The organism is Nocardioides sp. SRI_004, from assembly GCF_057586415.1.
In genome coordinates, this window is the sequence record NZ_JBYCZV010000010.1 from 187449 (window position 1) to 206794 (window position 19346).

Here is a 19346-nt window from a genome sequence, read left to right on the forward strand (position 1 = left end):
CCCGTCCTCGCGCCACATCCGGCATGATCGACCGATGACGCTTTCTCGGGGCATCATCGCGACCGCCGTCGGCACCCTCCTCCTGCTGGGCCAGACGGCCTGCTCGGGCGGCGAGGACAGCACCGACGACGACGGCGACGGGGACCGCGGTCCGACCTCCTCCACCGCCGGCGACCAGGAGCCGGCGCAGTTCCGCAAGGTCGTCGCCGCAGGCGATCCCTCGGCCTGTACGACCAGCCCGACCGCCCAGCCCGCGCCGGACTCGACGACGACCGCCTGCGACCTCGAGGGAGTGGCCCACCAGCTCGGCCCCGCCGAGCTCGTGGGCGGTGTCGACCGGGCCGAGGCCGCCGAAGGACCCGACGGCGGATGGCTGATCACGATCGACCTCGACACCGAGGCGGCGGCCACCTTCGCCGACCTGACGACCGAGCTCTCGGGCACCGGCCAGCAGGTCGCGATCGTCTCCGGCGGCACGATCATCAGCGCACCGACGATCCAGGCCCCGATCACCGACGGCCGGGTGCAGATCGCCGGCCCCGAGATCTCCCAGGTCGAGGCACTCACGCTCGCCGACGCCCTCGAGGCCGACTGAGCGACCCGTCAGAGCGGGAAGTACGACGACAGGTCGGTCCGCTCGCCGCTCGCCCGGACCCCGCCGGACTCGACCGCGGTCGGCCAGGCGAGCGCGCCGGTCGCCAGCGCGATCCACGTCGCGGCGTCGGTCTCGATGACGGCGGGCGGCGTACCGCGGGTGTGGCGGACGCCCTCGATGACCTGCACCGCGGCGTAGGGCGGCACCCGGACCTCGACGGACCGGCCGGGCGCGCGCTCCTCGAGCACGGCCAGGAAGTGCTTCACGAGCAGCTTGAGGTCGGCCCGCTCGGCGGCGCCGGCAGCCACCCGGTCGAGCGCCTCGGCGACGGCAGCGGGGTCGGCGGGCTTGAGTCGCGCGGGCATCAGTCACCCTCGGGGAGGTCGGGATAGGGCTGCACGAGCAGGAAGACCGAGTAGGTGTCGCGGTCCTCGCCCTGCGGCGCGGCGCGGCCGGCGTCCCGGAACCGCTCGACGACCTCCTCGACCTCGCGGGCGAGCTGGTGGGCCTCGTCGGCGGTCAGTCGCACCGACCACTCGGAGATGTTGCGGCGCTCGCTCTCCCCCTCCGTCTCGGCGAAGGCCCGCTCCACCAGGTGCTGGCCCCACTCGACGGCGTTGCGGCGGAACACGGTGTACGCCGCCCGCCCGCCCGGCTGCGCGAGCATGTCGGCGGTCCGGAACCGGATCCCGTCGGGGTCGACCAGCCGCCAGACCCGGTCGCGGCGGTCGCGGCCGGCCTCCGGGTCCTCCTCGACGAGGCCGTACTTCGCGAGCTGGCGCAGGTGGAAGCTGGCCTGGTTGGCCGGCACGTCGATGCGGCGGGCGATGTCGGCGGCGCGCAGCGAGCCCGCGGCTGACAGCTCGTGGAGGACCCGGTTGCGCGTGGGGTGCGCGATCGCGCGGAGGATCCGCGGGTCGTCGTACAGGACCATGGCGGCAGCCTACCGGCGATGCGCACCACTAGTTGCGCAACAACTCTTGCGCAATTGTTGTTGCGCAACATACGGTGCGGGTATGCCGTCGTACCGGACCCTCGCCCGCAACCGCGACTTCACCGCGCTCTGGGTCGGGGCGACGGTCTCCGAGCTCGGCAGCCGGGTCACCACCTTCGCGATGCCGCTCGTCGCCTACGCGATGACCGGGTCGGCGCTGTGGGCGGCGGCGGCCGAGGCCGTCTTCCTGCTCGGCATGGTGGCCATGCTGCTGCCGGCCGGGGTCCTCGCCGACAGGCGGCACCGGCTGCGCATCATGCGCTTCTCGCTCGGGTCGGGTGCCCTGCTCTACGCCTCGCTCGTCGTCGCGGGCGCGACCGGACTGCTCACCCTCCCCCACCTGCTCGCGGTGGCCCTGCTGACCGGGATCGCGACCGGCCTCTTCGCCCCCGCCGAGTACGCCGCCATCCGCACCGTCGTGGCCACCGACGAGCTGCCGACCGCGCTGAGCCAGCAGCAGGCCCGCCAGCACGTCGCCGCCCTCGTCGGCGGCCCGGTCGGCGGCGCCCTGTTCGGCCTCGCCCGCTGGGCGCCCTTCGCCGCCGATGCCGTCACCTACGTGCTCGGCTGGCTGCTCCTCGGCCGGGTCCGCGCCGACCTCTCCCCGACCTCCCCGACCTCCCCGACCTCCCCGACCTCCCCGGCCGACCGGGCGCGCCCCCTGCACGACCTCGGCGACGGGCTCCGCTTCCTCTGGGGGCGCCCCTTCCTCCGGGTCCTGCTGCTGTGGTCGCCCGCGGCCAACCTGGCGATCAACGCCCTCTTCTTCACCGCCCTGCTGCGGCTCGTCGAGGCGGGCTTCCCGGCGTGGCAGATCGGCCTCGTCGAGACGGCGATCGGCGCCTGCGGGATCCTGGGCGCGATCGCGGCACCTTGGCTGATCGACCGCTTCCGCACCGGCCGGCTGACCGTCGCGATCGCGTGGAGCTTCGTGCCGCTCTCGCTCCCGCTCGCCCTGTGGAACCATCCGTGGGCGATGGCGCTCGCGGCGTCGTTCGGCCTGTTCCTCAACCCGGCGGGCAATGCCGGGGTCGGCTCGTACCGGTTGGCGATCACGCCGCCGGAGCTGGTCGGCAGGATGCAGTCGACGATGCAGTTCGCCTCGATGGTCACGATGCCGCTCGCCCCGGCCCTGGCCGGTGGCCTGCTGGCGGTCATCGACGGCCGCGACGCGGTGCTGGCAGTGACCGGCCTGACCGCCCTGGTCGCGCTGATTCCGACGCTCTCGCGGTCGGTCCGCTCGGTCCCGCGCCCCGCCGAGTGGCCGCGGCTGCCCGATCCCGAACCGGCGCCCGAACCGGCGCCCGTACCGATCGGCTGAACCCACCCGGACACCCGCACCGTTGCTGCCACAATGACGCCCATGCGTCTCCGTCGCCCCGCTGCAGCCGTGCTCGGCCTGCTTGCCGTCCTGCCCACCCTCGCCGCCTGTGGGAGCGACGGGAGCGAGGTCAAGGTGGGCGACATCGTGGACGCGCGCACGGACGACCAGTTCGTGTCCGACGGCAAGGCATCGTCGATCGCGCTGCCGATCGGCCGGCTCGAGGTCAGCGCCGGGCGGCCCACGACCAAGCTCGCCGCCAACGACACGGCCCAGCTCGAGGCGGTCGACGCGCCCGACGGCAGCACCTTCGTGCCGATCACCTGGCAGTACGACGCCGGCACGTTCGGCGACTACGACGACTACCTCGAGTCGGACGCCACCCCGGTCGTCGACCTGGTGGCCGACAAGGTGACCTACCGCATCCCCGCGCCGGAGCCGAGCGGGACCGGGGCCGACTCCTTCTACGTCCTGGTGGAGGGCGACGGCAAGGACGCCAGCCTGGAGGTCGACTTCGACGGCGTCAGCCAGAGCGTCGACCTCGCCACCGGCGACCGCGACGAGGGCGCGGCGGCCGGCCTCTACGACCTCAAGCCCCGCCGGGAGCGCACGGCCTCCTGCACGGCCGACTCCGAGTTCGACATCGAGCCGCCGTCCCGGCTGTCCGACTACGCCTGCAGCGTCACCCGCACCGCGCGACTCCCGTACGCCGGCGGGCAGTGGGCCGAGGACGGCGAGACCTGGCTCGCCGTGACCGTGCGCACCACCCTGCGCCGCTACGACCAGATCAACACCGACCGGCGCTCGGGCGCGGTCTACCTCGCCGGGTCGGTCGAGAGCACCTTCCGGATCGGCAAGACCAAGCCGACCGCCGTCCTCGAGGACAAGTCACTGACGACCTGCCCGGACGAGGTCCGCGGCGGCTGCGTCGTGGTCTACCACCTGATCTTCAAGGCCGGCGAGGACACCCCGTCCCGGCTGAGGATGGACCAGACCTACGTCCTCGCCCTGAGCGGCGTCTGGGGCGGCTCCGAGGGCAAGGACTCGGTGAAGCTGACCAACGAGGCCAGCATCAAGCTGCGCTGACGGATCAGCCGGCCGGCCAGGTCAGCTGCAGGACCACCGGCCCTGCCGACGAGGCGAGCTCGAGCTCGGCGTCGATCGGACCGCCGTCGGGTGTCCAGCCATCGTCCTGGGGCCACGGGATCGGGCTGGCACCAGCGCCACCCACACCGGCGACGGTCTTCGTCGTCCAGTGCTCGCAGGCGGGGCACTCGTTGCTGCCCGAACCGGTCCCTCCCAGTGCGACCGTGCTTCGCCGGAACTCGAAGTACTGACCCGGATCCGGGTAGACGACCGCGATCAGCGCGGCCTCGACACGGTCCCGCACCTGCTGGACGTCCAGTCGCACGCAGGCCCGCCCGGCGGCAGTCTCCGCGCAGGTGACGGCCGCTCGCGCCTCGGCGACCCCCGTCCGCACCGAGCTGGCGAGAGCGAACTGGCGCAGCCCCCGGTCGGTCTGGACGACCCAGCCGTCGACCATCCGCGCCGACGAGGCACGCCAGGGCCCGACCCAGCGCGCCGTCGACCGCGGGCAGGCCGACGCACCGCAGGCGGGCCGGTCGACGCTCGCCCCGGGACTGCGTTGGCGCAGCGTGAGCGGCTGCGCCCAGTGTCCGGCGGACGGTGTGACGCTCACCCGGCTCCGGTAGTGCCAGGCACCGCCGTAGCGGGCCTTCTGCTTGACCGCGCAGATCTGCATGCCCGGCTCGCTGGCGCACCGGTAGTCGGAGACGTCCCAGCGAACGGCCGCCTGGGCTGCCGCGGCCGGCAACAGGAGGGCGACGAGCGGCAGCAGGAGGACGACGAGCAGACCGGGACGGCGACTCACACCACCACGATAGCCTCGGTCAGCGGCCGAGCGCCGCCGGCAGCGTCGCGGTCCAGGCGGCCCGCAGCTCGTCGAGGGCGACCTCGAACTGACCCTCGACCGCGAGCAGGTCGCCACCCGTCGTACCGAGCTCGGTGGCGGGCACGCCGTGGCGGGCCGCGACCGTCATGAGCTCCTCGACCTTGTCGGCGGGCACGGTGACGATCGCGCGGGCGGTCGACTCCGAGAACAGGCCGACGAAGGCGTCACCCTCGAGCGCCACGCGCGCGCCGACGCCGCTGACCATCGCGGCCTCGGCCAGCGCCTGGGCGAGACCGCCGTCGGACAGGTCGTGCGCGCTGGTGGCGACGCCGACGAGGTCGCGCAGGGCGAGGGCGAGGTTGTGCTCGTTGGCGAGGTTGACCGCCGGCGGCCGGCCGCCGAGGTGGTCGTGGACGACGTGCGCCCACTCCGAGCCGGAGAGCTCCTCGTGGGTGGTGCCGAGCAGGACGATCCGCTCGTCCGCGGCCTGGAAGGCCGAGGGGGTACGACGGCGCACGTCCTCGATCACACCGAGGACCGCCACGACGGGCGTCGGCAGGATCGCGGTCTCGCCGGTCTGGTTGTAGAGGCTCACGTTGCCGCCGGTGACCGGGATGCCGAGCTCGAGGCAGGCGTCCTTGAGGCCCCGGCAGGCCTCGGCGAACTGCCACATCACGGCCGGGTCCTCGGGCGAGCCGAAGTTGAGGCAGTCGCTGACCGCCAGCGGCTGCGCGCCGCCGGTGGCGACGTTGCGGTAGGCCTCCGCGAGCGCGAGCTGCGCGCCGGCGTACGGGTCCAGCTTGGCGAAGCGGCCGTTGCAGTCGGTCGAGATGGAGACACCGAGGTGGGTCTCCTCGTCGACGCGGACCATGCCCGAGTCGGCCGGCTGCGCGAGGACGGTGTTGCCCTGGACGTAGCGGTCGTACTGGTCGGTGATCCACGACTTGTCGCAGAGGTTCGGGCTGGCGACCATCTGCAGGAGGGTCGCGCGGAGCTCGTCGCCGGTGGCCGGCCGGGCGAGCACCTCGGCGCCGTCGGCCTGCAGCGCGTCCTGCCAGTCCGGGCGGGCGAACGGGCGCTCGTAGACCGGGCCGTCGTGCGCGACCGTGCGCGGCGGGACGTCGACGACGGTCTCGCCGTGCCAGTCGATGACCAGGCGGCCGGTCTCGGTGACCTCGCCGATGACCGAGGCCTCGACGTCCCACTTCGTGGTGATCGCGAGGAAGGCGGCGATGTCGTCGGGCTCGACGACGGCCATCATCCGCTCCTGGCTCTCGCTCATGAGGATCTCCTCGGGCGAGAGCGTCGAGTCGCGCAGCGGCACCTTGTCGAGGTGGACGTGCATGCCGCCGTCGCCGGCGGACGCGAGCTCGGAGGTCGCGCAGGACAGGCCCGCGCCGCCGAGGTCCTGGATGCCGGCGACGACGCCGGCCTTGAAGAGCTCGAGCGTGCACTCGATGAGCAGCTTCTCCATGAACGGGTCGCCGACCTGGACGCTGGGGCGCTTGGCCGGGCCGTCCGCGTCGAAGGTCTCGGAGGCCAGCACCGAGACACCGCCGATGCCGTCGCCGCCCGTGCGGGCGCCGTACAGGACGACGAGGTTGCCCTCGCCGGACGCCTTGGCGAGGTGCAGGTCCTCGTGGCGCAGCACGCCGATGCAGCCGGCGTTGACGAGCGGGTTGCCGAGGTAGGTCGCGTCGAAGACGGCCTCACCGCCGACATTGGGCAGGCCCAGGCAGTTGCCGTAGCCGCCGACGCCGGCGACGATCCCGGGCAGCACCCGGTGGGTGTCGTCGGCGTCGAGCGGGCCGAAGCGCAGCGGGTCGACGACCGCGACCGGCCGGGCGCCCATCGCGATGATGTCGCGGACGATGCCGCCGACACCGGTCGCGGCGCCCTGGTAGGGCTCGACGTACGACGGGTGGTTGTGGCTCTCGACCTTGAAGCTGACGGCGTAGCCCTGGCCGATGTCGATGACGCCGGCGTTCTCGCCGATGCCCGCGAGCATCGGGCCGATCGGGGTCTCCTGGGGGATCTCGCCGAACTGCCGCAGGTGCACCTTGGACGACTTGTAGGAGCAGTGCTCGCTCCACATGACCGAGTACATCGCCAGCTCGGCCCCGGTGGGCCGGCGGCCGAGGATCTCGCGGATCCGGGCGTACTCGTCGGCCTTCAGGCCCAGCTCCGACCAGGGCTGCTCCCGGTCCGGGTCACCGGCCGCCACGGCCACGGTGTCGAGGGTCGAACGAACGGGTGCGGAAGCGGTGTCGGCCACGGGCGCCAATCCTATCGCCGCTCCCGGCGGATCACTTCTTCCGCTCCCCCATGAGATCGCCCACCGGCCGGGTCGCGAGCTGCCGGAGCACCTCGTCGCGGTCGGCGGCGCTGTGGCCGTACACCGTCACCGACCACGGCGCGTCCCGGTAGAGCAGGGCGACCTTGTACTCCCAGTCGCCGCGACGCGGCGAGATGTACCACCGGAAGAAGTCCCGCCAGCGGGTGACCGCGCCCTGCACGTCCTGGGCCGAGTACTCCGCGTGGGCCGCGTCCCAGTCCGACCACTCCGAGTAGTGCACGCGGACCTGGCCGCCCGACGACGCACGCACCCGGCAGTCCGCCTCCGCGCCACGGTTGCCCATCGTGGCGCTGCAGCGCGGCCCGTCGGCGTCGGGGAAGACCCACACCAGGCCCTCGGCGCCCCGCGGCTTCCCGCAGTCGGCGACGTCCTCGGCCGGCCCACCGTCCCAGCACGTGTACGACGCCTCGCCGGCCGTCTGCGTGACGGGGTCCTCCGCCCCGGCTCCGGTCGGCGTGGCGTCGGCCATGCCGTCGGCGTCGGACGCCCGCTCCCCTCCCCCGGCCGCGGGGTCGTCGTCACCGCCCGCCAGCAGCAGCGCGGTCCCGACGCCGACCACGACTGCGAGCACTGCGGCCAGGAGCACCAGCAGGACCGACCGTCCGCGGCGGCGCCCGCCCGGCGGGCCGACCGGCGGACCGCCCGGGGGCGGCGGCGCTGCCGGGAGCGGGACGACCGGAGGCGGCGCGAACGGCTGTGGTGCCGGGGGCGGCGGGGGCGGAGCAGCGCCCGGGGACGCCGGGAGGGTCACCTCGGAGGCCTTCTCGAAGGACACCGGCTGCGTCGGAGCCGCCGGCGCGACGCCGCAACGCGAGCAGGGCTGCACGAGGTCGGCTCGCGGCGCCCCGCAGTGGGTGCAGAAGTTCATGGTCGTCCCCCTGGTCCGGCCTGCACGTCGAGGTCCTGGAGCGCGTCGACCTGGCTGCCCGGCACCGGGCCGAGGCCGAGCAGGTCGGTCACCAGGTTGGCCACGGCCGCGTTGCGCACGGGCGGCACGGCGTCGTACGACGGTTGTGCGTCGCCCGGATCGGCGTAGTCCGGGTTGAGGACGTACAGGTCCTCGGCGGCGACGCCCGGTCCCCAGACCACGAACGGCACCTGGAAGTCCACGAGCGCGCTGGCGTCGCCGTGGTCCTTCCCGCCGGGCGGCCCGCCGTGGTCGGCCGTCACCACCACGATGGTCTGCGCGGCCCGCCTCGGGTCCTCCTCGATCGCGTCGACGACCCGCCCGATGGCGTCGTCGGCCCGGGTGACCGCGGCGTCGTAGGCGGGGCTGTCCCACCCGCTGGCGTGGCCGGTCGCGTCGGTGAGGCCGATGTGGAGGAAGACGAGGTCGCGGCGGGCGCCCTCGAGGTCGTCGACCACGGCGTCGGTGAGGGCGGCGAGGTCCTCGTCGACGACGAACTCGTCGATCGTGCCGGGCCACGAGCGGTCCCACATCCGGAACTTGGTCTTGCCGGCGAACACCGCCGAGCTGCCGCCGGCCGCGTGGATGACGGAGAAGACCGAGGGCACCCCTGGGCGGACGTTGCGCGGCGAGTCGACATTCCAGGTGACCCCGTGACCACCCGCGGCGGCGTCGATCCGGCGGCCGGTGACCATGCCGGTGTGGTTGGGCAGCGTGACGGTGCGCTCGACGGCGGTGCGGGCGTTCAGGGTCCCGGCCCCGCCCTCGAGGAGGCCGGTGAGGACGGGCATCTGCTGCGGTGTCACGGCGTACGACGCCAGCCCGTCCACCGACACGACGACGACCCGGGGGTGCCGGGGCAGCCGGGCGGGGCGGCTCTCCGGTGCGGGGCCGCTGGCCGTCGTACCGCTGGGCGCGGAGCCGGCCGGGACGTCACCGCCACCCTGCGCCGGTGCGTCGTCGCGGGACCACCAGAACGCGGCGCCGACGAGCAGCAGGACGAGCGCGACGAGGGCCGCCACGTGGAGGGGCCTGGCCTCCGGAGCCTTCGAGGTCGCCGGCACGGGCGCGAGCGTATCGATCAGGATGCGCGGGCGCTGGCCGACGGGGAACCTCGCGGGAAGTCACCTCCCGGCCGGAGGATTTCCGGCCGCGAATGAACTACACGGTTGTAGTTCGCCCCGAACCCTGTTACTGGTGTGAAAGTTGTGGTTATCGTGACGTGGCTTCCGACAGCCTGATCCGTCTTCCCCTGGAGTTGTCCGCCATGTCTGCCCGGCTCGCCCCCTTGTCCGCCCTGCTCGCAGCGGTGCTCGCAGTGACGCTCCTGGGACCCCTGCGCGGTGACCGCGAGGACGCGACGGACCAGCCCGTCGACCTGCTCGCCGCGAGCACCAACCGGCCGACCCCCGGCAGCTTCCGGGGCTACGGCTTCGACCAGTGCCTGGCGCCCAGCCAGGCCAAGATGGACGCCTGGATGGAGCACTCGCCGTTCATGGCGGCGGGCATCTACATCTCCGGCAACTCCCGCGCCTGCCGCGACCAGCCCAACCTGACGGCGACCTGGGTGCGCAACCAGCTGGCGCGCGGGTGGCGGCTGCTGCCGATCACCCTCGGCCCGCAGGCGAGCTGCTCCACGCGCTACCCGAAGTACGGCTCCCGGGTCGACCCGGTGATCAGCGCCGACCCGACCGACGGCTACGCCCGGGCCAAGGCGCAGGGCAAGCTCGAGGCCGAGCGGGCCGTGACGGTCGCCAAGGGCCTCGGCATCGTGCCGAGGAGCACGCTCTTCTACGACCTCGAGGCCTTCGACATCGGCAACGGCGCCTGCAAGGCCTCGGCCATCCGGTTCGTGCACGCGTGGACGCAGCGACTGCACCAGCTCGGCTACAAGTCGGGCTTCTACTCCAGCGCCGGCTCCGGCATCAAGATGATCGACTGGGTCTACCAGAACTACCCGGAGACCTTCGCCCTGCCGGACACCCTCTGGATCGCCCGCTGGGACGGCAACGCGAACACCTCCGTCAGCACCGACTACCTGTCCTCGAAGGCCTGGCTGCCGGGCGGCCGGCTGAAGCAGTACCAGGGCGGCCACAACGAGACCTGGGGCGGCGTGACGGTCAACATCGACCGCAACTTCCTCGACCTCGGCACCGGCATGCGGGTCGCGGGCGAGACCCACTGCGGCGGCGTGGCCGTCGACCTGCCGGCCTATCTCGCGATCAAGATGCCCACGTCGACGTACACGCCCCCGGCGGACCGGGTGAAGGCGCTGCAGTGCCTGCTCACCGAGAAGAAGCTCTACGCCGGCACCATCAACGGCCGCTACGACCTCGCCACGCGCCGGGCGGCGTACGCCTGGCAGCGCAGGCGCGGCTTCGCGACCAACTCGACGTGGGGTCGCCGCGACTGGATCACGCTCACCACGGCCGGGGCGACGCCGGTGCTGAAGTACGGCTCGACCGGCGCCTACGTGCGCCGCGTCCAGCGGGCCCTCAGCGCGGCGATGCCCGACCGCAAGGTCCAGGTCACCGGTGTGTACGACGCCGCGACGGCGGCCCACGCGGGTGCCTACCGGCGCCAGGTCGGCATGTCGTCGTACAACATCGTCAACACGGCGACCTGGGCGAAGCTCCAGGCCGGGAGGTTCTGAGCCGGCGGCCCAGGATCAGGCGAAGGCCTTCTCGACGAGCGAGGTGAAGAAGCCGAGCCCGTCGAGGCCGCTGCCGGTGAGCTCCTCGACCGCGTGCTCGGGGTGCGGCATCAGGCCGACGACGTTGCCGCGCTCGTTGGTGACGCCGGCGATGTCGTTGAGCGAGCCGTTGGGGTTGACCTCGAGGTAGCGCGCGACGACCTGGCCCTCCCCCTCGATCCGGGCGAGCGTCTCGGCGTCGGCGACGAAGCCGCCCTCGCCGTTCTTCAGCACGATCCGGATCTCCTGGCCCTGCGTGTAGGCGGAGGTCCACGGGGTCGTGGCGTTCTCGACGCGGAGCAGCTGGTCGCGGCAGACGAACTTGCGGTGGTCGTTGCGGATCAGCGCGCCCGGCAGCAGGTGGGACTCGCAGAGGATCTGGAAGCCGTTGCAGATGCCGAGGACGGGCATGCCGCCGTTGGCCGCCGCGACGACCTTCTCCATGACCGGCGCGAACCGGGAGATGGCGCCGCAGCGGAGGTAGTCGCCGTAGGAGAAGCCACCCGGCAGGATGACCGCGTCGACGCCCTTGAGGTCGGCCTCGCCGTGCCAGAGGGCGACGGCCTCGTTGCCGCCGATGCGGACCGCGCGCTGCGCGTCGACGTCGTCGAGCGAGCCCGGGAAGGTGACGACGCCGACCTTCACTGCTGGCCCTCGACGCTGACGGTGTAGTTCTCGATGACCGGGTTGGACAGCAACGTCTCGGCCATCTTCTCGACCTCGGCGATCACCGCGTCGGTGACCTCGCCGTCGATCTCGATCTCGAACCGCTTGCCCTGGCGGACGTCGGTCACGCCGGTGAAGCCCAGCCGGGGCAGTGCGCCCTGGACGGCCTTCCCCTGGGGGTCGAGGATCTCGGGCTTCGGCATGACAGCTACGACGACTCGGGCCACGGCCTGCAGTCTAGGGCCACCGCCGCTCGCGGCTCGATTCGGCGGGGTTTTCGGACGCCGCACGCGGGGATGACATCGGTCGTCGTACTCAACGTCCCGGGGGGAGAGAACATGGCCACCGAGCTCGCCGTCGAGCTGTCCGACCTGCGCGGCTGGAGCCGCCAGGTCGACCGCGCCGGAGATGACTGCACCACGTTGTCGTCGTACATCGCGACCCAGGTGCCCGATGGCGACTTCGGTCGCATCCTGTCGCTGATCAAGGGCGACTACGAGTCGATGGCCCGCACGGTCGAACAGGCGCTCGCCACCGACGGCACACGGCTCGGCCTGACCGGCGACTCGCTCGGCAAGACGCTGCGCCACTACATCGACACCGACGAGCACGTGTCGCAGAGCTTCGGCGTCGGCGCCCGCATCACCGACGACGGCAACGTGGCCGCGGCCTTCACCGACACCGGCGTCAGCACGGCCGCTCCGCCGACCGTCAGCGGGGAGACGCTGCCCGAGGTCAGCTTCGGCTGGCTGTTCGACAAGGCGTGCGAGCTGATCAGCTGGGTGGGCGGCCCCGACCTGCGCGCGTGGGTCACCGAGCAGATCGCCGGAGACGTCGCCAAGGCCTCCACGCAGGCCTCGGCGTGGGCCAACGCCGCGACCGCGATGCGCGCCGTGCAGGGCAACCTCGACCGCGGGGACGGCGCGATCGCGCTGACCTGGAAGGGCGACGCGTCCGTCGCCGCCGGCGCCTATCTCGACCAGTGGATCAGCTCGCTGCGCGAGCAGGCGGCGTCGATGCACCAGATCAGCCAGTACCTGCTCGACATGGTCGAGCAGTCGGTCGAGATGGCCCAGGTCGTCGTCGACATCGTCAAGGAGATCATCAGCATCATCAGCGCGGGCTGGTCGATGGCATCGATCCCGATCTACGGCCAGATCAAGCTCGTCGACAAGGTCAAGGACGCCATCAAGCTCGTCAACGACGCACGCAAGGTGATCACCGTCTTCTGGAACACGATCAAGCTGGTGGTCGACAGCATCAAGCTGACGATCACGGTGTTCGAGAGCGAGTCCCTGCCGGCTGCGCCCTCCCTGCCCGGGGTGCCCGCGTGAGCATGCCCTACCCGCAGCCGGCGGCCGAGCGGGCGTGGCAGGAGCTGCGGGCGACGCTGCACCGGGCCCGCGCGAACCTCGACCGGGTCCGGGCGGTGCCCACGACCACGCCCGAGGAGCGCCGCGAGCTGCAGCGGGTGGCGGCCTCCGGCGAGCTCGGGCCCGAGATGCGCGAGCTGGCCCGCCACGTCGAGGCCGGGCGCACGACCTGGGCCGACGTGTTCGAGGGGACGTCGCCGTACACCGACCTGCTGCGCCCGCACCTGGACCGGATGGTCGCGCTGCACGGCGAGAGCGTGCGGCGACAGATCGAGGCGGATCCCGAGTTCGACCCGATGGCCCCGCACGATGACATGTGAGGATGGCGCGGTGTCGACCGAAGACGGCCGCCGGACCGGACCGCTCGCCCAGGCCGGGGCGGCGATCGCCAGCCTCGCCGAGGCGTGGCTGCGCGACACCGCCTACGTCGCGGTCGGCCTGCTGGCCCTCGTCACCGTGGTCTGCGGCTTCACCGCCGCGGACGACCTCGCCTACGGCGTCCTCGGCCTCGTCGCCGGCCTCGGCGCCTTCGGGGTGCCCACCGCAGCGGTGGTGCGTCGGGCCACGGCGAGCCAGGTGTGGGTCGCCCTCCTGATCGGTGCTGCGATCGGCGGCGGCGGGCTGGCCGTCATCCTCTCGGCCTGACCGGGCCGACCGAGCGTGTGCTGTCCGGCCCACCGGCAAGGCAGACTGGCCGCATGAGCACTCCCTCCCGCCCCGCGCCCGGCGCGTCCCCGCTCACGCTGGAGTTCCCCCAGTCCCTGGCCGTGTACGACGACTACGAGTCCGCGCAGCGCACGGTCGACTTCCTCGCGGACGAGAAGTTCCCGGTCGAGCACTGCATGATCGTCGGCACCGACCTCAAGCGGATCGAGCGGATCACCGGTCGGCTGACCACGGGCCGCGTGGCCGTCGGCGGGATCATGTCGGGGCTGTGGCTCGGCCTGTTCGTCGGCCTCATCTTCAGCATCTTCACCGAGGAGAACACCCTCGCGGTGATCGTGTCGACGGCCGTGATCGGTGCCGCCTTCGGCGTGATCATGGCGCTCGTCGGCTACGCCCTCTCGGGCGGCCGCCGCGACTTCTCGTCGGTCAGCGCCGTCGTCGCGACCCGCTACGAGGTGCTGGTCGAGCACAAGGTGGCCGCGCAGGCCCGGGAGCTCCTCGCGAAGCTCCCGGGCGCGCTGCCGAATCCGTTCAGCTGAGAAGGCGGCGTCCGCCCACCCGTCGCTGTCGGCCTGCCGCCAGACCGAGGTAGGACCTACGGAGGGCAACCGCGACACGCTCGCGCGATTGAGCTAGCTCAGCTCGCGCTTGAGGATCTTGCCGGTGGCGGTCATCGGCAGGGCCTCGACGATCTCCACGATGCGCGGGTACTTGTACGCCGCCATCTGCTCCTTGCCCCAGGCCACGATCTCCTCGGGGGTGGCGGAGGCACCCGGCTTGAGGATGACGTGCGCCTTGATCTCCTCGCCGTGGCTCTCGTGCGGGACGCCGATGACGGCCGCGAGGGAGATCGCCGGGTGGGTCAGCAGGACCTCCTCGATCTCGCGCGGGTACACGTTGAAGCCGCCGCGGATGATCATGTCCTTGGAGCGGTCGACGATGTAGTACCAGCCGTCGGCGTCCTTGCGGCCGAGGTCGCCGGAGCGGAACCAGCCCTCGTCGTTGATCGCCTCGGCGGTGGCGTCGGGCCGCTTGTAGTAGCCCTTCATGATGTTGTGGCCCTTGATCGCGATCTCGCCGATGCCGTCAGGGTCCTTGACCTCCTCCCAGCTGTCGGGGTCGATCAGCTTCATCTCGACGCCGGGGATCGGCGTACCGATGGACCCGACCCGGATGTCCTGGCCCAGGCGCGAGAAGCTCGCAACCGGCGAGGTCTCCGAGAGGCCGTAGCCCTCGAGGATGGTCACGCCGAAGCGCTCCTCGAACTGGTGGTGGACCTCGACGGGGAGTGCGGCACCACCCGCGACCGCGACGCGGAGGTTGGCGGCGAGGGTCTTCACGTCGACCGTGTCGTCGAGCGCGTTGAGCAGGCCCCAGTACATCGTCGGGACGCCGGCGAAGAAGGTCACCGACTCCTTGAGCATCAGCGCGATGGCCGGCGCGGCCTCGAAGCGCGGCAGCATCACGACGGTCCCGCCGAACGCGAAGCCGCCGTTCTGGATGACGGTCTGGCCGAAGGAGTGGAAGAGCGGGAGCACGCACAGGAAGGTGTCGGGCCGCTCGGGGTCCGCGCCGAAGAGGTCGGTGCCGGCGAGCGCGTTGTCGCGCATGTTTCGGTGCCGCAGCTCGGCGCCCTTGGGCTGGCCGGTGGTGCCCGAGGTGTAGAGGATGACGGCCGTGTCGTCGTCGTCCACGTCGACGGTGTCGAAGGTCGGCGCCTGGCCGGCGAGCGCCTGGCCGAAGGTCTCGGTGCCCTCGATCGGCGACGGCGCGGTGGGGTCGGCGGTGACGACGAAGAAGTGCTCACAGCCGTCGGCCTGCTCGAAGCCGGCGTGGGCCTCGGCGCCGATCGGCAGGTCCGGGGTGCCCTGGAAGGCGAAGTACGCCTTCGCGTCGGAGTCGCCCAGGTGGTACGCGACCTCGCGGCCCTTGAGCAGCACGTTCAGCGGTACGACGGTCGCGCCGGCCTTGAGGATGCCGTAGTAGATGATCGTGAAGTACGGCAGGTTCGGGCAGCTGATGGCGACCTTGTCGCCCGGCTGGATGCCCCGCGAGACCAGCAGGTTGGCCACCTGGTTGGCGGCACCGTTGACCTGCGGGTAGGACAGGCGGGTGTCACCGAAGACGATGGCGGTGCGGTCGGGGTAGTTCTGGGCACTGTTCTCGAGGAATCCGGCGAGGTTCGTCATGGCGCACAACCTACGTGCCGCCCGTGACCGCGGTCACTGTGCGCGGGACCAGACCGTGCCGACGGGCGATGTGCCCGGGACCAACCCGGGCCGCGCTCAGAAGGTGGTACCGGTGAGCCGCTCGTAGGCCTCGATGTAGCGCGAGCGGGTCCGCTCGACGACCTCGGGCGGCAGCGGCGGCGGGGCCTCGCCCGACGCCTTGTCCCAGCCGCTCTCGGCGGACAGCGCCCAGTTGCGCACGATCTGCTTGTCGTACGACGGCTGCGCGCGACCCGGCTGCCAGTCGTCGGCGGGCCAGTAGCGCGAGGAGTCCGGCGTGAGCACCTCGTCGGCGAGCACGATCGGACCGCCGGCGCCGGCGACGCCGAACTCGAACTTGGTGTCGGCCAGGATGATCCCCTGCTCGCGGGCGATCCCCTCGGCGCGGCCGTAGACCTGCAGCGTCAGGTCACGCAGCGCGGCGGCGGCGTCGGCGCCGACGGTGGCGACCACGGCGTCGTACGACACGTTCTCGTCGTGGTCGCCGAGGTCGGCCTTCGTGGCCGGCGTGAAGATCGGCTCGGGGAGGCGGCTGCCGTCCTCGAGGCCGGCCGGGAGCGCGATGCCGCAGATCTCGCCCGACGCGCGGTAGTCGAGCAGGCCGGAGCCGGTGAGGTAGCCGCGGGCGACGCACTCGACCGGGAACATGTCCAGCCGCTCGCAGACGACCGCGCGACCGCGGACGGCCTCCGGGACGTCGGTGGAGACGACGTGGTTGGGGACGAGCGAGGCGAGCTGCTCGAACCACCACAGCGACATCCGGGTGAGGATCTCGCCCTTGTCGGGGATCGTCGTCTCAAGCACGAAGTCGAAGATCGAGAGCCGGTCGCTCGCGACCATCAGCAGCTTGCCGGTGTGCGGGCCCTCGGTGACCTCGTAGAGGTCGCGCACCTTGCCGGAGTGCAGGTGGCGGTGGCCCGGGAGCTCCGGGGCGGGCGGGATGTTCGCGAGCGTCACGGGCGACAGCCTATTGACCGTCCGCCGCCTCAGTCACAGCCGAGCCCCTGCTGGTACTCCGCCGGCACCCGGCCCCGGCCCACCTCCGCGGACATCTCCCAGACCACCTCGGGGTAGTCGCCCTCGGCGTTCATCGCCCGCAGGACCGGCCACTGCCGGCTCGTGCCCAGCGCGTCCTGGGCGCGCTCCACCCCGGCCGCGTCACCGCGGTCCCTGGCCTCGATGAAGGTCTCGATCCAGCCGCACACCACCGCACCGGCGACGTCGGCGCCCAGGTGGTACGGGTCGGCCTCGGTGGACTCGATGTCGCCGGCGGCCAGGCCGGGCGGGAGGGGAACTCCCGCCAGCGCCTGTCCGATCGCGTCGTCGCGCTCCGCGCCGGTGACGAACCTGGCCGGCAGGTGGTCGTCCAGGTCGGCGGCGGCGATCGCGGTCAGCCGCGTGAGCAGGGCGTCGAACGAGGCCCGGTCCATGCCCGAGCCGCGGACCTCGAGGAAGACGTCGCCGTCGGGCCGGCGGATGACGGTGTGGTCGGTGGCGTCGTAGGCCCACAGCAGGGCGGGCAGGCCCAGCAGCGTGACCTGCTCACCGGGGTCGACCTTCGGGTCGGCGATCCGCTCGCGGTCGGCGACGTACTGCTGGTGCAGGTCCGCCTCCTTCCAGCGGATCTCCACCTGCTCGTCGCCCTTCTCGTAGTCCAGCGAGCCGTAGCCGGGCTGCACCGTGGCCGACTCCAGCTCCCAGCCGGGCTGGTCGAGCACCGCCAGGGTCCCCTTGCCGGGGGCGGCGAACGGGGGCTCGGTGACCAGGTCGGGGCCGTCCGCGAGCAGGCGCGGCAGACCGATGGCGCCGGCGATCACGACGGCGGCGGCCACGGCACCGGCGGCCGGCAGCAGCCAGCGGCGGCGCGCGGTGGGCTCCACCTCGGGGGCGGTCTCGGCGGACAGGCTCATGATCTCCTCCAGCAGCTCGGCGCGGCCCTCGGCGAGGGACAGGCCGGCGACGCCGGCATCGGTGATCGGGCGGTTCATCGGATCCCCTCCTTCGGGCCGATCGGGGCGGTGTCGCTGGGGAGATGTCCGGCCGGCGCCGGATCGTTGCCGAGCAGGTCGCGCAGGCGCGCCTTCGCTCGGGATAGTCGGGGGCGTACGACGGTGCCGGGCAGGCCGAGGACCTCGCCGATCTCGCGCGGCTCGAGCCCCTCCCACAGGTGCAGCTGCAGCACCTCCTCGTCGCGGGCGCTGAGCCGCGCCATCGCGGCCGTCACGTCCGCCCGGTGCACGACCTCGTCGTCGAGGTCGGCCATCGCCTGCGCGACCTGCACCCGCAGCCGCTGGCCGAGGGCGGCGCGGCGGGTGTCGCCGCGGCGCTGGTTGGCGAGCGTGCGCCGGGCGACGCCGTAGAGCCACGGGCGGGCGGCGTCCCCGGCCGGCACGTGGGCGAGGCGGCGCCAGGCCACGAGGAAGGTGTCCGCCGTCGCGTCGGCGGCGTCCTCGGGACGGTCGGTACGACGCAGCGTGAAGCCGAGCACGGCGTCGAAGTGCGCGGCATAGAGCCCTCGAAAGTCGTCCTCGCGGGCGGCGGTCTCCCTCATGCCCCTCCCATGTCCGGATCGAGGACGATCGTTGCACCCCCTCTTAATGTGTATCTAGACTTGGTTACATCACTTAGCCCGTTGGAGGCGCAGATGACCCGGCAACCCCGCCCCGACTTCCTCCTCGTCGGCGCCCCCAAGGCCGGCACGAGCGCGCTCCACCTCGCCCTCGCCGCCCACCCCGACGTCTTCGTGACGACACCCAAGGAACCGAAGTTCTGGCTCTGCGAGGGCGCGCCGCCCCCGCACTGGGGCGGGCCCGGTGACCGCCACTCGCAGCAGGAGTGGGTCTGGCACGAGGAGGCCTACGCCGACCTCTTCCGCCCGGCGCCACCGGGCAGCGTCCGGGGCGAGTCGACTCCCTTCTACCTCTGGCACCGCGGCGCCCAGCGGCGGATCGCGGATGCCCTCCCGGACGTCAGGCTCGTGGCCGTCGTACGGGACCCGATCGACCGGGCCTACAGCAACTGGATGCACCTCTGGTCCGACGGCCTCGAGCCGGAGGCGGACTTCGAGACGGCGTTCGCCCGGCAGGACGAGCGGATCGCCGCCGGCTTCGCGCCCTTCTGGCGCTACCGCGACCTGGGCCTGTACGGCGAGCAGCTGCGCGACCTCTTCAAGCTCGTCGACCCCGCGCGGGTGCTGATCGTCCGCTACCGCGACATCGTCGACCACCCGGTCGAGACCGTGGACCGCACCTGCCGCTTCCTCGGCATCCGCGAGGGGCAGGTCACCGGCATCCCGCGCGACAACTCCCGGCCCTATGTCGCCCCCGGCTGGCGCCCTCGCGTCTTCGGGCCGGCGGTCCGCGCCGGCGCGTGGGCCGGGCAGTTCGCGCCGCCGGAGGTGTGGCGGCGGCTCAGCGTTCCGGTGGTGGCGCGCCTGCAGACCGCCGACGCGCACCGCCCGTCACTGACGCCGGCCCAACGCGAGCGCCTGCTGCCCGCCTTCGCCCGCGACATCGAGCTGCTCTCGGACCTGACCGGCGAGGACTTCTCCGACTGGCTCTCGACCCGCGACCGGGGCTCCTTCGCCCAGCGCGCCGCCGCCCGCTGACCCACCCCCGCGCCGAGTTGGCCGTTTGG

At 72.6% G+C, this 19346-nt stretch carries 21 protein-coding genes; 9 read left to right on the plus strand and 12 right to left on the minus strand.

The window, feature by feature from the left end:
• Nucleotides 1–34: 34 nt before the first annotated feature.
• Nucleotides 35–595, plus strand: coding sequence for a SecDF P1 head subdomain-containing protein (locus AC2YHB_RS15720; RefSeq protein ID WP_487354251.1), 561 nt, complete (start codon nt 35–37; stop codon nt 593–595).
• Nucleotides 596–603: 8 nt separating this feature from the next.
• Here the strand turns inward: AC2YHB_RS15720 and AC2YHB_RS15725 are convergent, their stop codons facing one another.
• Nucleotides 604–960: a sterol carrier family protein gene (locus AC2YHB_RS15725; RefSeq protein ID WP_487354252.1), complete on the minus strand. Its 357-nt coding sequence runs from the start codon at nt 958–960 to the stop codon at nt 604–606.
• Nucleotides 960–1529: a winged helix-turn-helix domain-containing protein gene (locus AC2YHB_RS15730; RefSeq protein WP_179648089.1), complete on the minus strand. Its 570-nt coding sequence runs from the start codon at nt 1527–1529 to the stop codon at nt 960–962. The genes AC2YHB_RS15725 and AC2YHB_RS15730 overlap by 1 nt, the downstream gene beginning before the upstream one ends.
• An 82-nt stretch (nt 1530–1611) precedes the next feature.
• Between AC2YHB_RS15730 and AC2YHB_RS15735 the strand changes: the two genes are divergently transcribed.
• The gene (locus tag AC2YHB_RS15735) at nt 1612–2910 is read left to right on the plus strand and encodes an MFS transporter (protein ID WP_487354253.1); all 1299 of its coding nucleotides are present in this window, start codon (nt 1612–1614) and stop codon (nt 2908–2910) included.
• A gap of 42 nt (nt 2911–2952) precedes the next feature.
• Entirely contained in the window at nt 2953–3996 is a 1044-nt protein-coding gene (locus AC2YHB_RS15740; protein WP_487354254.1) for a hypothetical protein, read from the plus strand.
• A gap of 4 nt (nt 3997–4000) precedes the next feature.
• Here the strand turns inward: AC2YHB_RS15740 and AC2YHB_RS15745 are convergent, their stop codons facing one another.
• Genes AC2YHB_RS15745 through AC2YHB_RS15760 form a run of 4 tightly spaced genes read right to left on the minus strand, consistent with a single transcriptional unit; the run spans nt 4001 to nt 9149 of the window.
• Entirely contained in the window at nt 4001–4801 is an 801-nt protein-coding gene (locus tag AC2YHB_RS15745; protein ID WP_179648092.1) for a hypothetical protein, read from the minus strand.
• 19 nt (nt 4802–4820) lie between these two features.
• Entirely contained in the window at nt 4821–7097 is a 2277-nt protein-coding gene (purL, locus tag AC2YHB_RS15750) for a phosphoribosylformylglycinamidine synthase subunit PurL (RefSeq protein WP_487354255.1), read from the minus strand.
• Between the two features lie 31 nt (nt 7098–7128).
• Nucleotides 7129–8046, minus strand: coding sequence for a hypothetical protein (locus tag AC2YHB_RS15755; RefSeq protein ID WP_487354256.1), 918 nt, complete (start codon nt 8044–8046; stop codon nt 7129–7131).
• Nucleotides 8043–9149, minus strand: a complete 1107-nt coding sequence (locus AC2YHB_RS15760) for an alkaline phosphatase family protein (RefSeq protein ID WP_487354257.1) — start codon at nt 9147–9149, stop codon at nt 8043–8045. The genes AC2YHB_RS15755 and AC2YHB_RS15760 overlap by 4 nt, the downstream gene beginning before the upstream one ends.
• A 203-nt stretch (nt 9150–9352) precedes the next feature.
• On the opposite strand from AC2YHB_RS15760, the gene AC2YHB_RS15765 reads away from it, so the two are divergent.
• Nucleotides 9353–10738 carry a glycoside hydrolase domain-containing protein gene (locus AC2YHB_RS15765; RefSeq protein WP_487354258.1) on the plus strand — a complete coding sequence of 462 codons (1386 nt, stop codon included), beginning with the start codon at nt 9353–9355 and terminating at the stop codon, nt 10736–10738.
• Nucleotides 10739–10753: 15 nt separating this feature from the next.
• On the opposite strand, the gene purQ is transcribed toward AC2YHB_RS15765, so the two are convergent.
• Complete coding sequence (gene purQ, locus AC2YHB_RS15770; RefSeq protein WP_487354259.1) at nt 10754–11422, minus strand: phosphoribosylformylglycinamidine synthase subunit PurQ; 669 nt, start codon at nt 11420–11422, stop codon at nt 10754–10756.
• Nucleotides 11419–11670, minus strand: a complete 252-nt coding sequence (purS, locus tag AC2YHB_RS15775) for a phosphoribosylformylglycinamidine synthase subunit PurS (protein ID WP_036548646.1) — start codon at nt 11668–11670, stop codon at nt 11419–11421. Before purS ends, purQ begins: the two co-directional genes overlap by 4 nt.
• 111 nt (nt 11671–11781) lie before the next feature.
• Here purS and AC2YHB_RS15780 point away from each other — a divergent pair, with 111 nt between their 5' ends.
• Genes AC2YHB_RS15780 through AC2YHB_RS15795 form a run of 4 tightly spaced genes read left to right on the plus strand, consistent with a single transcriptional unit; the run spans nt 11782 to nt 14021 of the window.
• The gene (locus AC2YHB_RS15780; protein ID WP_487354260.1) at nt 11782–12777 is read left to right on the plus strand and encodes a WXG100 family type VII secretion target; all 996 of its coding nucleotides are present in this window, start codon (nt 11782–11784) and stop codon (nt 12775–12777) included.
• Nucleotides 12774–13136 (plus strand): hypothetical protein, encoded by a 363-nt coding sequence (locus AC2YHB_RS15785; RefSeq protein ID WP_487354261.1) that lies wholly within the window; start codon nt 12774–12776, stop codon nt 13134–13136. The genes AC2YHB_RS15780 and AC2YHB_RS15785 overlap by 4 nt, the downstream gene beginning before the upstream one ends.
• Nucleotides 13137–13146: 10 nt before the next feature.
• Nucleotides 13147–13461, plus strand: coding sequence for a hypothetical protein (locus tag AC2YHB_RS15790; protein WP_487354262.1), 315 nt, complete (start codon nt 13147–13149; stop codon nt 13459–13461).
• A gap of 53 nt (nt 13462–13514) precedes the next feature.
• A complete protein-coding gene (locus AC2YHB_RS15795) occupies nt 13515–14021 on the plus strand; it encodes a YflT domain-containing protein (protein WP_487354263.1) in 507 nt (168 codons plus the stop codon).
• A gap of 93 nt (nt 14022–14114) precedes the next feature.
• Here the strand turns inward: AC2YHB_RS15795 and AC2YHB_RS15800 are convergent, their stop codons facing one another.
• The 4 genes from AC2YHB_RS15800 to AC2YHB_RS15815 all read right to left on the minus strand — a co-directional run bounded on the left by AC2YHB_RS15800 (nt 14115) and on the right by AC2YHB_RS15815 (nt 18261).
• Entirely contained in the window at nt 14115–15671 is a 1557-nt protein-coding gene (locus AC2YHB_RS15800; RefSeq protein ID WP_207006832.1) for a long-chain-fatty-acid--CoA ligase, read from the minus strand.
• Nucleotides 15672–15767: 96 nt separating this feature from the next.
• Entirely contained in the window at nt 15768–16667 is a 900-nt protein-coding gene (locus AC2YHB_RS15805) for a phosphoribosylaminoimidazolesuccinocarboxamide synthase (protein ID WP_487354264.1), read from the minus strand.
• Nucleotides 16668–16696: 29 nt separating this feature from the next.
• Nucleotides 16697–17698 (minus strand): hypothetical protein, encoded by a 1002-nt coding sequence (locus tag AC2YHB_RS15810; protein WP_487354265.1) that lies wholly within the window; start codon nt 17696–17698, stop codon nt 16697–16699.
• Entirely contained in the window at nt 17695–18261 is a 567-nt protein-coding gene (locus tag AC2YHB_RS15815) for an RNA polymerase sigma factor (protein ID WP_487354266.1), read from the minus strand. The genes AC2YHB_RS15810 and AC2YHB_RS15815 overlap by 4 nt, the downstream gene beginning before the upstream one ends.
• Nucleotides 18262–18354: 93 nt before the next feature.
• Between AC2YHB_RS15815 and AC2YHB_RS15820 the strand changes: the two genes are divergently transcribed.
• Entirely contained in the window at nt 18355–19317 is a 963-nt protein-coding gene (locus AC2YHB_RS15820) for a sulfotransferase family protein (RefSeq protein WP_036548668.1), read from the plus strand.
• Nucleotides 19318–19346: the final 29 nt, after the last annotated feature.

Bases quoted from the DNA above. Each gene is read 5' to 3' on its own strand.
- AC2YHB_RS15810 (WP_487354265.1), bottom strand. From the start codon at position 17,698: ATGAACCGCCCGATCACCGATGCCGGCGTCGCCGGCCTGTCCCTCGCC.
- AC2YHB_RS15820 (WP_036548668.1), top strand. From the start codon at position 18,355: ATGACCCGGCAACCCCGCCCCGACTTCCTCCTCGTCGGCGCCCCCAAG.
- AC2YHB_RS15795 (WP_487354263.1), top strand. From the start codon at position 13,515: ATGAGCACTCCCTCCCGCCCCGCGCCCGGCGCGTCCCCGCTCACGCTG.
- AC2YHB_RS15735 (WP_487354253.1), top strand. From the start codon at position 1,612: ATGCCGTCGTACCGGACCCTCGCCCGCAACCGCGACTTCACCGCGCTC.
- AC2YHB_RS15765 (WP_487354258.1), top strand. From the start codon at position 9,353: ATGTCTGCCCGGCTCGCCCCCTTGTCCGCCCTGCTCGCAGCGGTGCTC.
- AC2YHB_RS15755 (WP_487354256.1), bottom strand. From the start codon at position 8,046: ATGAACTTCTGCACCCACTGCGGGGCGCCGCGAGCCGACCTCGTGCAG.
- AC2YHB_RS15730 (WP_179648089.1), bottom strand. From the start codon at position 1,529: ATGGTCCTGTACGACGACCCGCGGATCCTCCGCGCGATCGCGCACCCC.
- AC2YHB_RS15815 (WP_487354266.1), bottom strand. From the start codon at position 18,261: ATGAGGGAGACCGCCGCCCGCGAGGACGACTTTCGAGGGCTCTATGCC.
- AC2YHB_RS15800 (WP_207006832.1), bottom strand. From the start codon at position 15,671: ATGACGAACCTCGCCGGATTCCTCGAGAACAGTGCCCAGAACTACCCC.
- AC2YHB_RS15780 (WP_487354260.1), top strand. From the start codon at position 11,782: ATGGCCACCGAGCTCGCCGTCGAGCTGTCCGACCTGCGCGGCTGGAGC.
- AC2YHB_RS15725 (WP_487354252.1), bottom strand. From the start codon at position 960: ATGCCCGCGCGACTCAAGCCCGCCGACCCCGCTGCCGTCGCCGAGGCG.
- AC2YHB_RS15740 (WP_487354254.1), top strand. From the start codon at position 2,953: ATGCGTCTCCGTCGCCCCGCTGCAGCCGTGCTCGGCCTGCTTGCCGTC.
- AC2YHB_RS15720 (WP_487354251.1), top strand. From the start codon at position 35: ATGACGCTTTCTCGGGGCATCATCGCGACCGCCGTCGGCACCCTCCTC.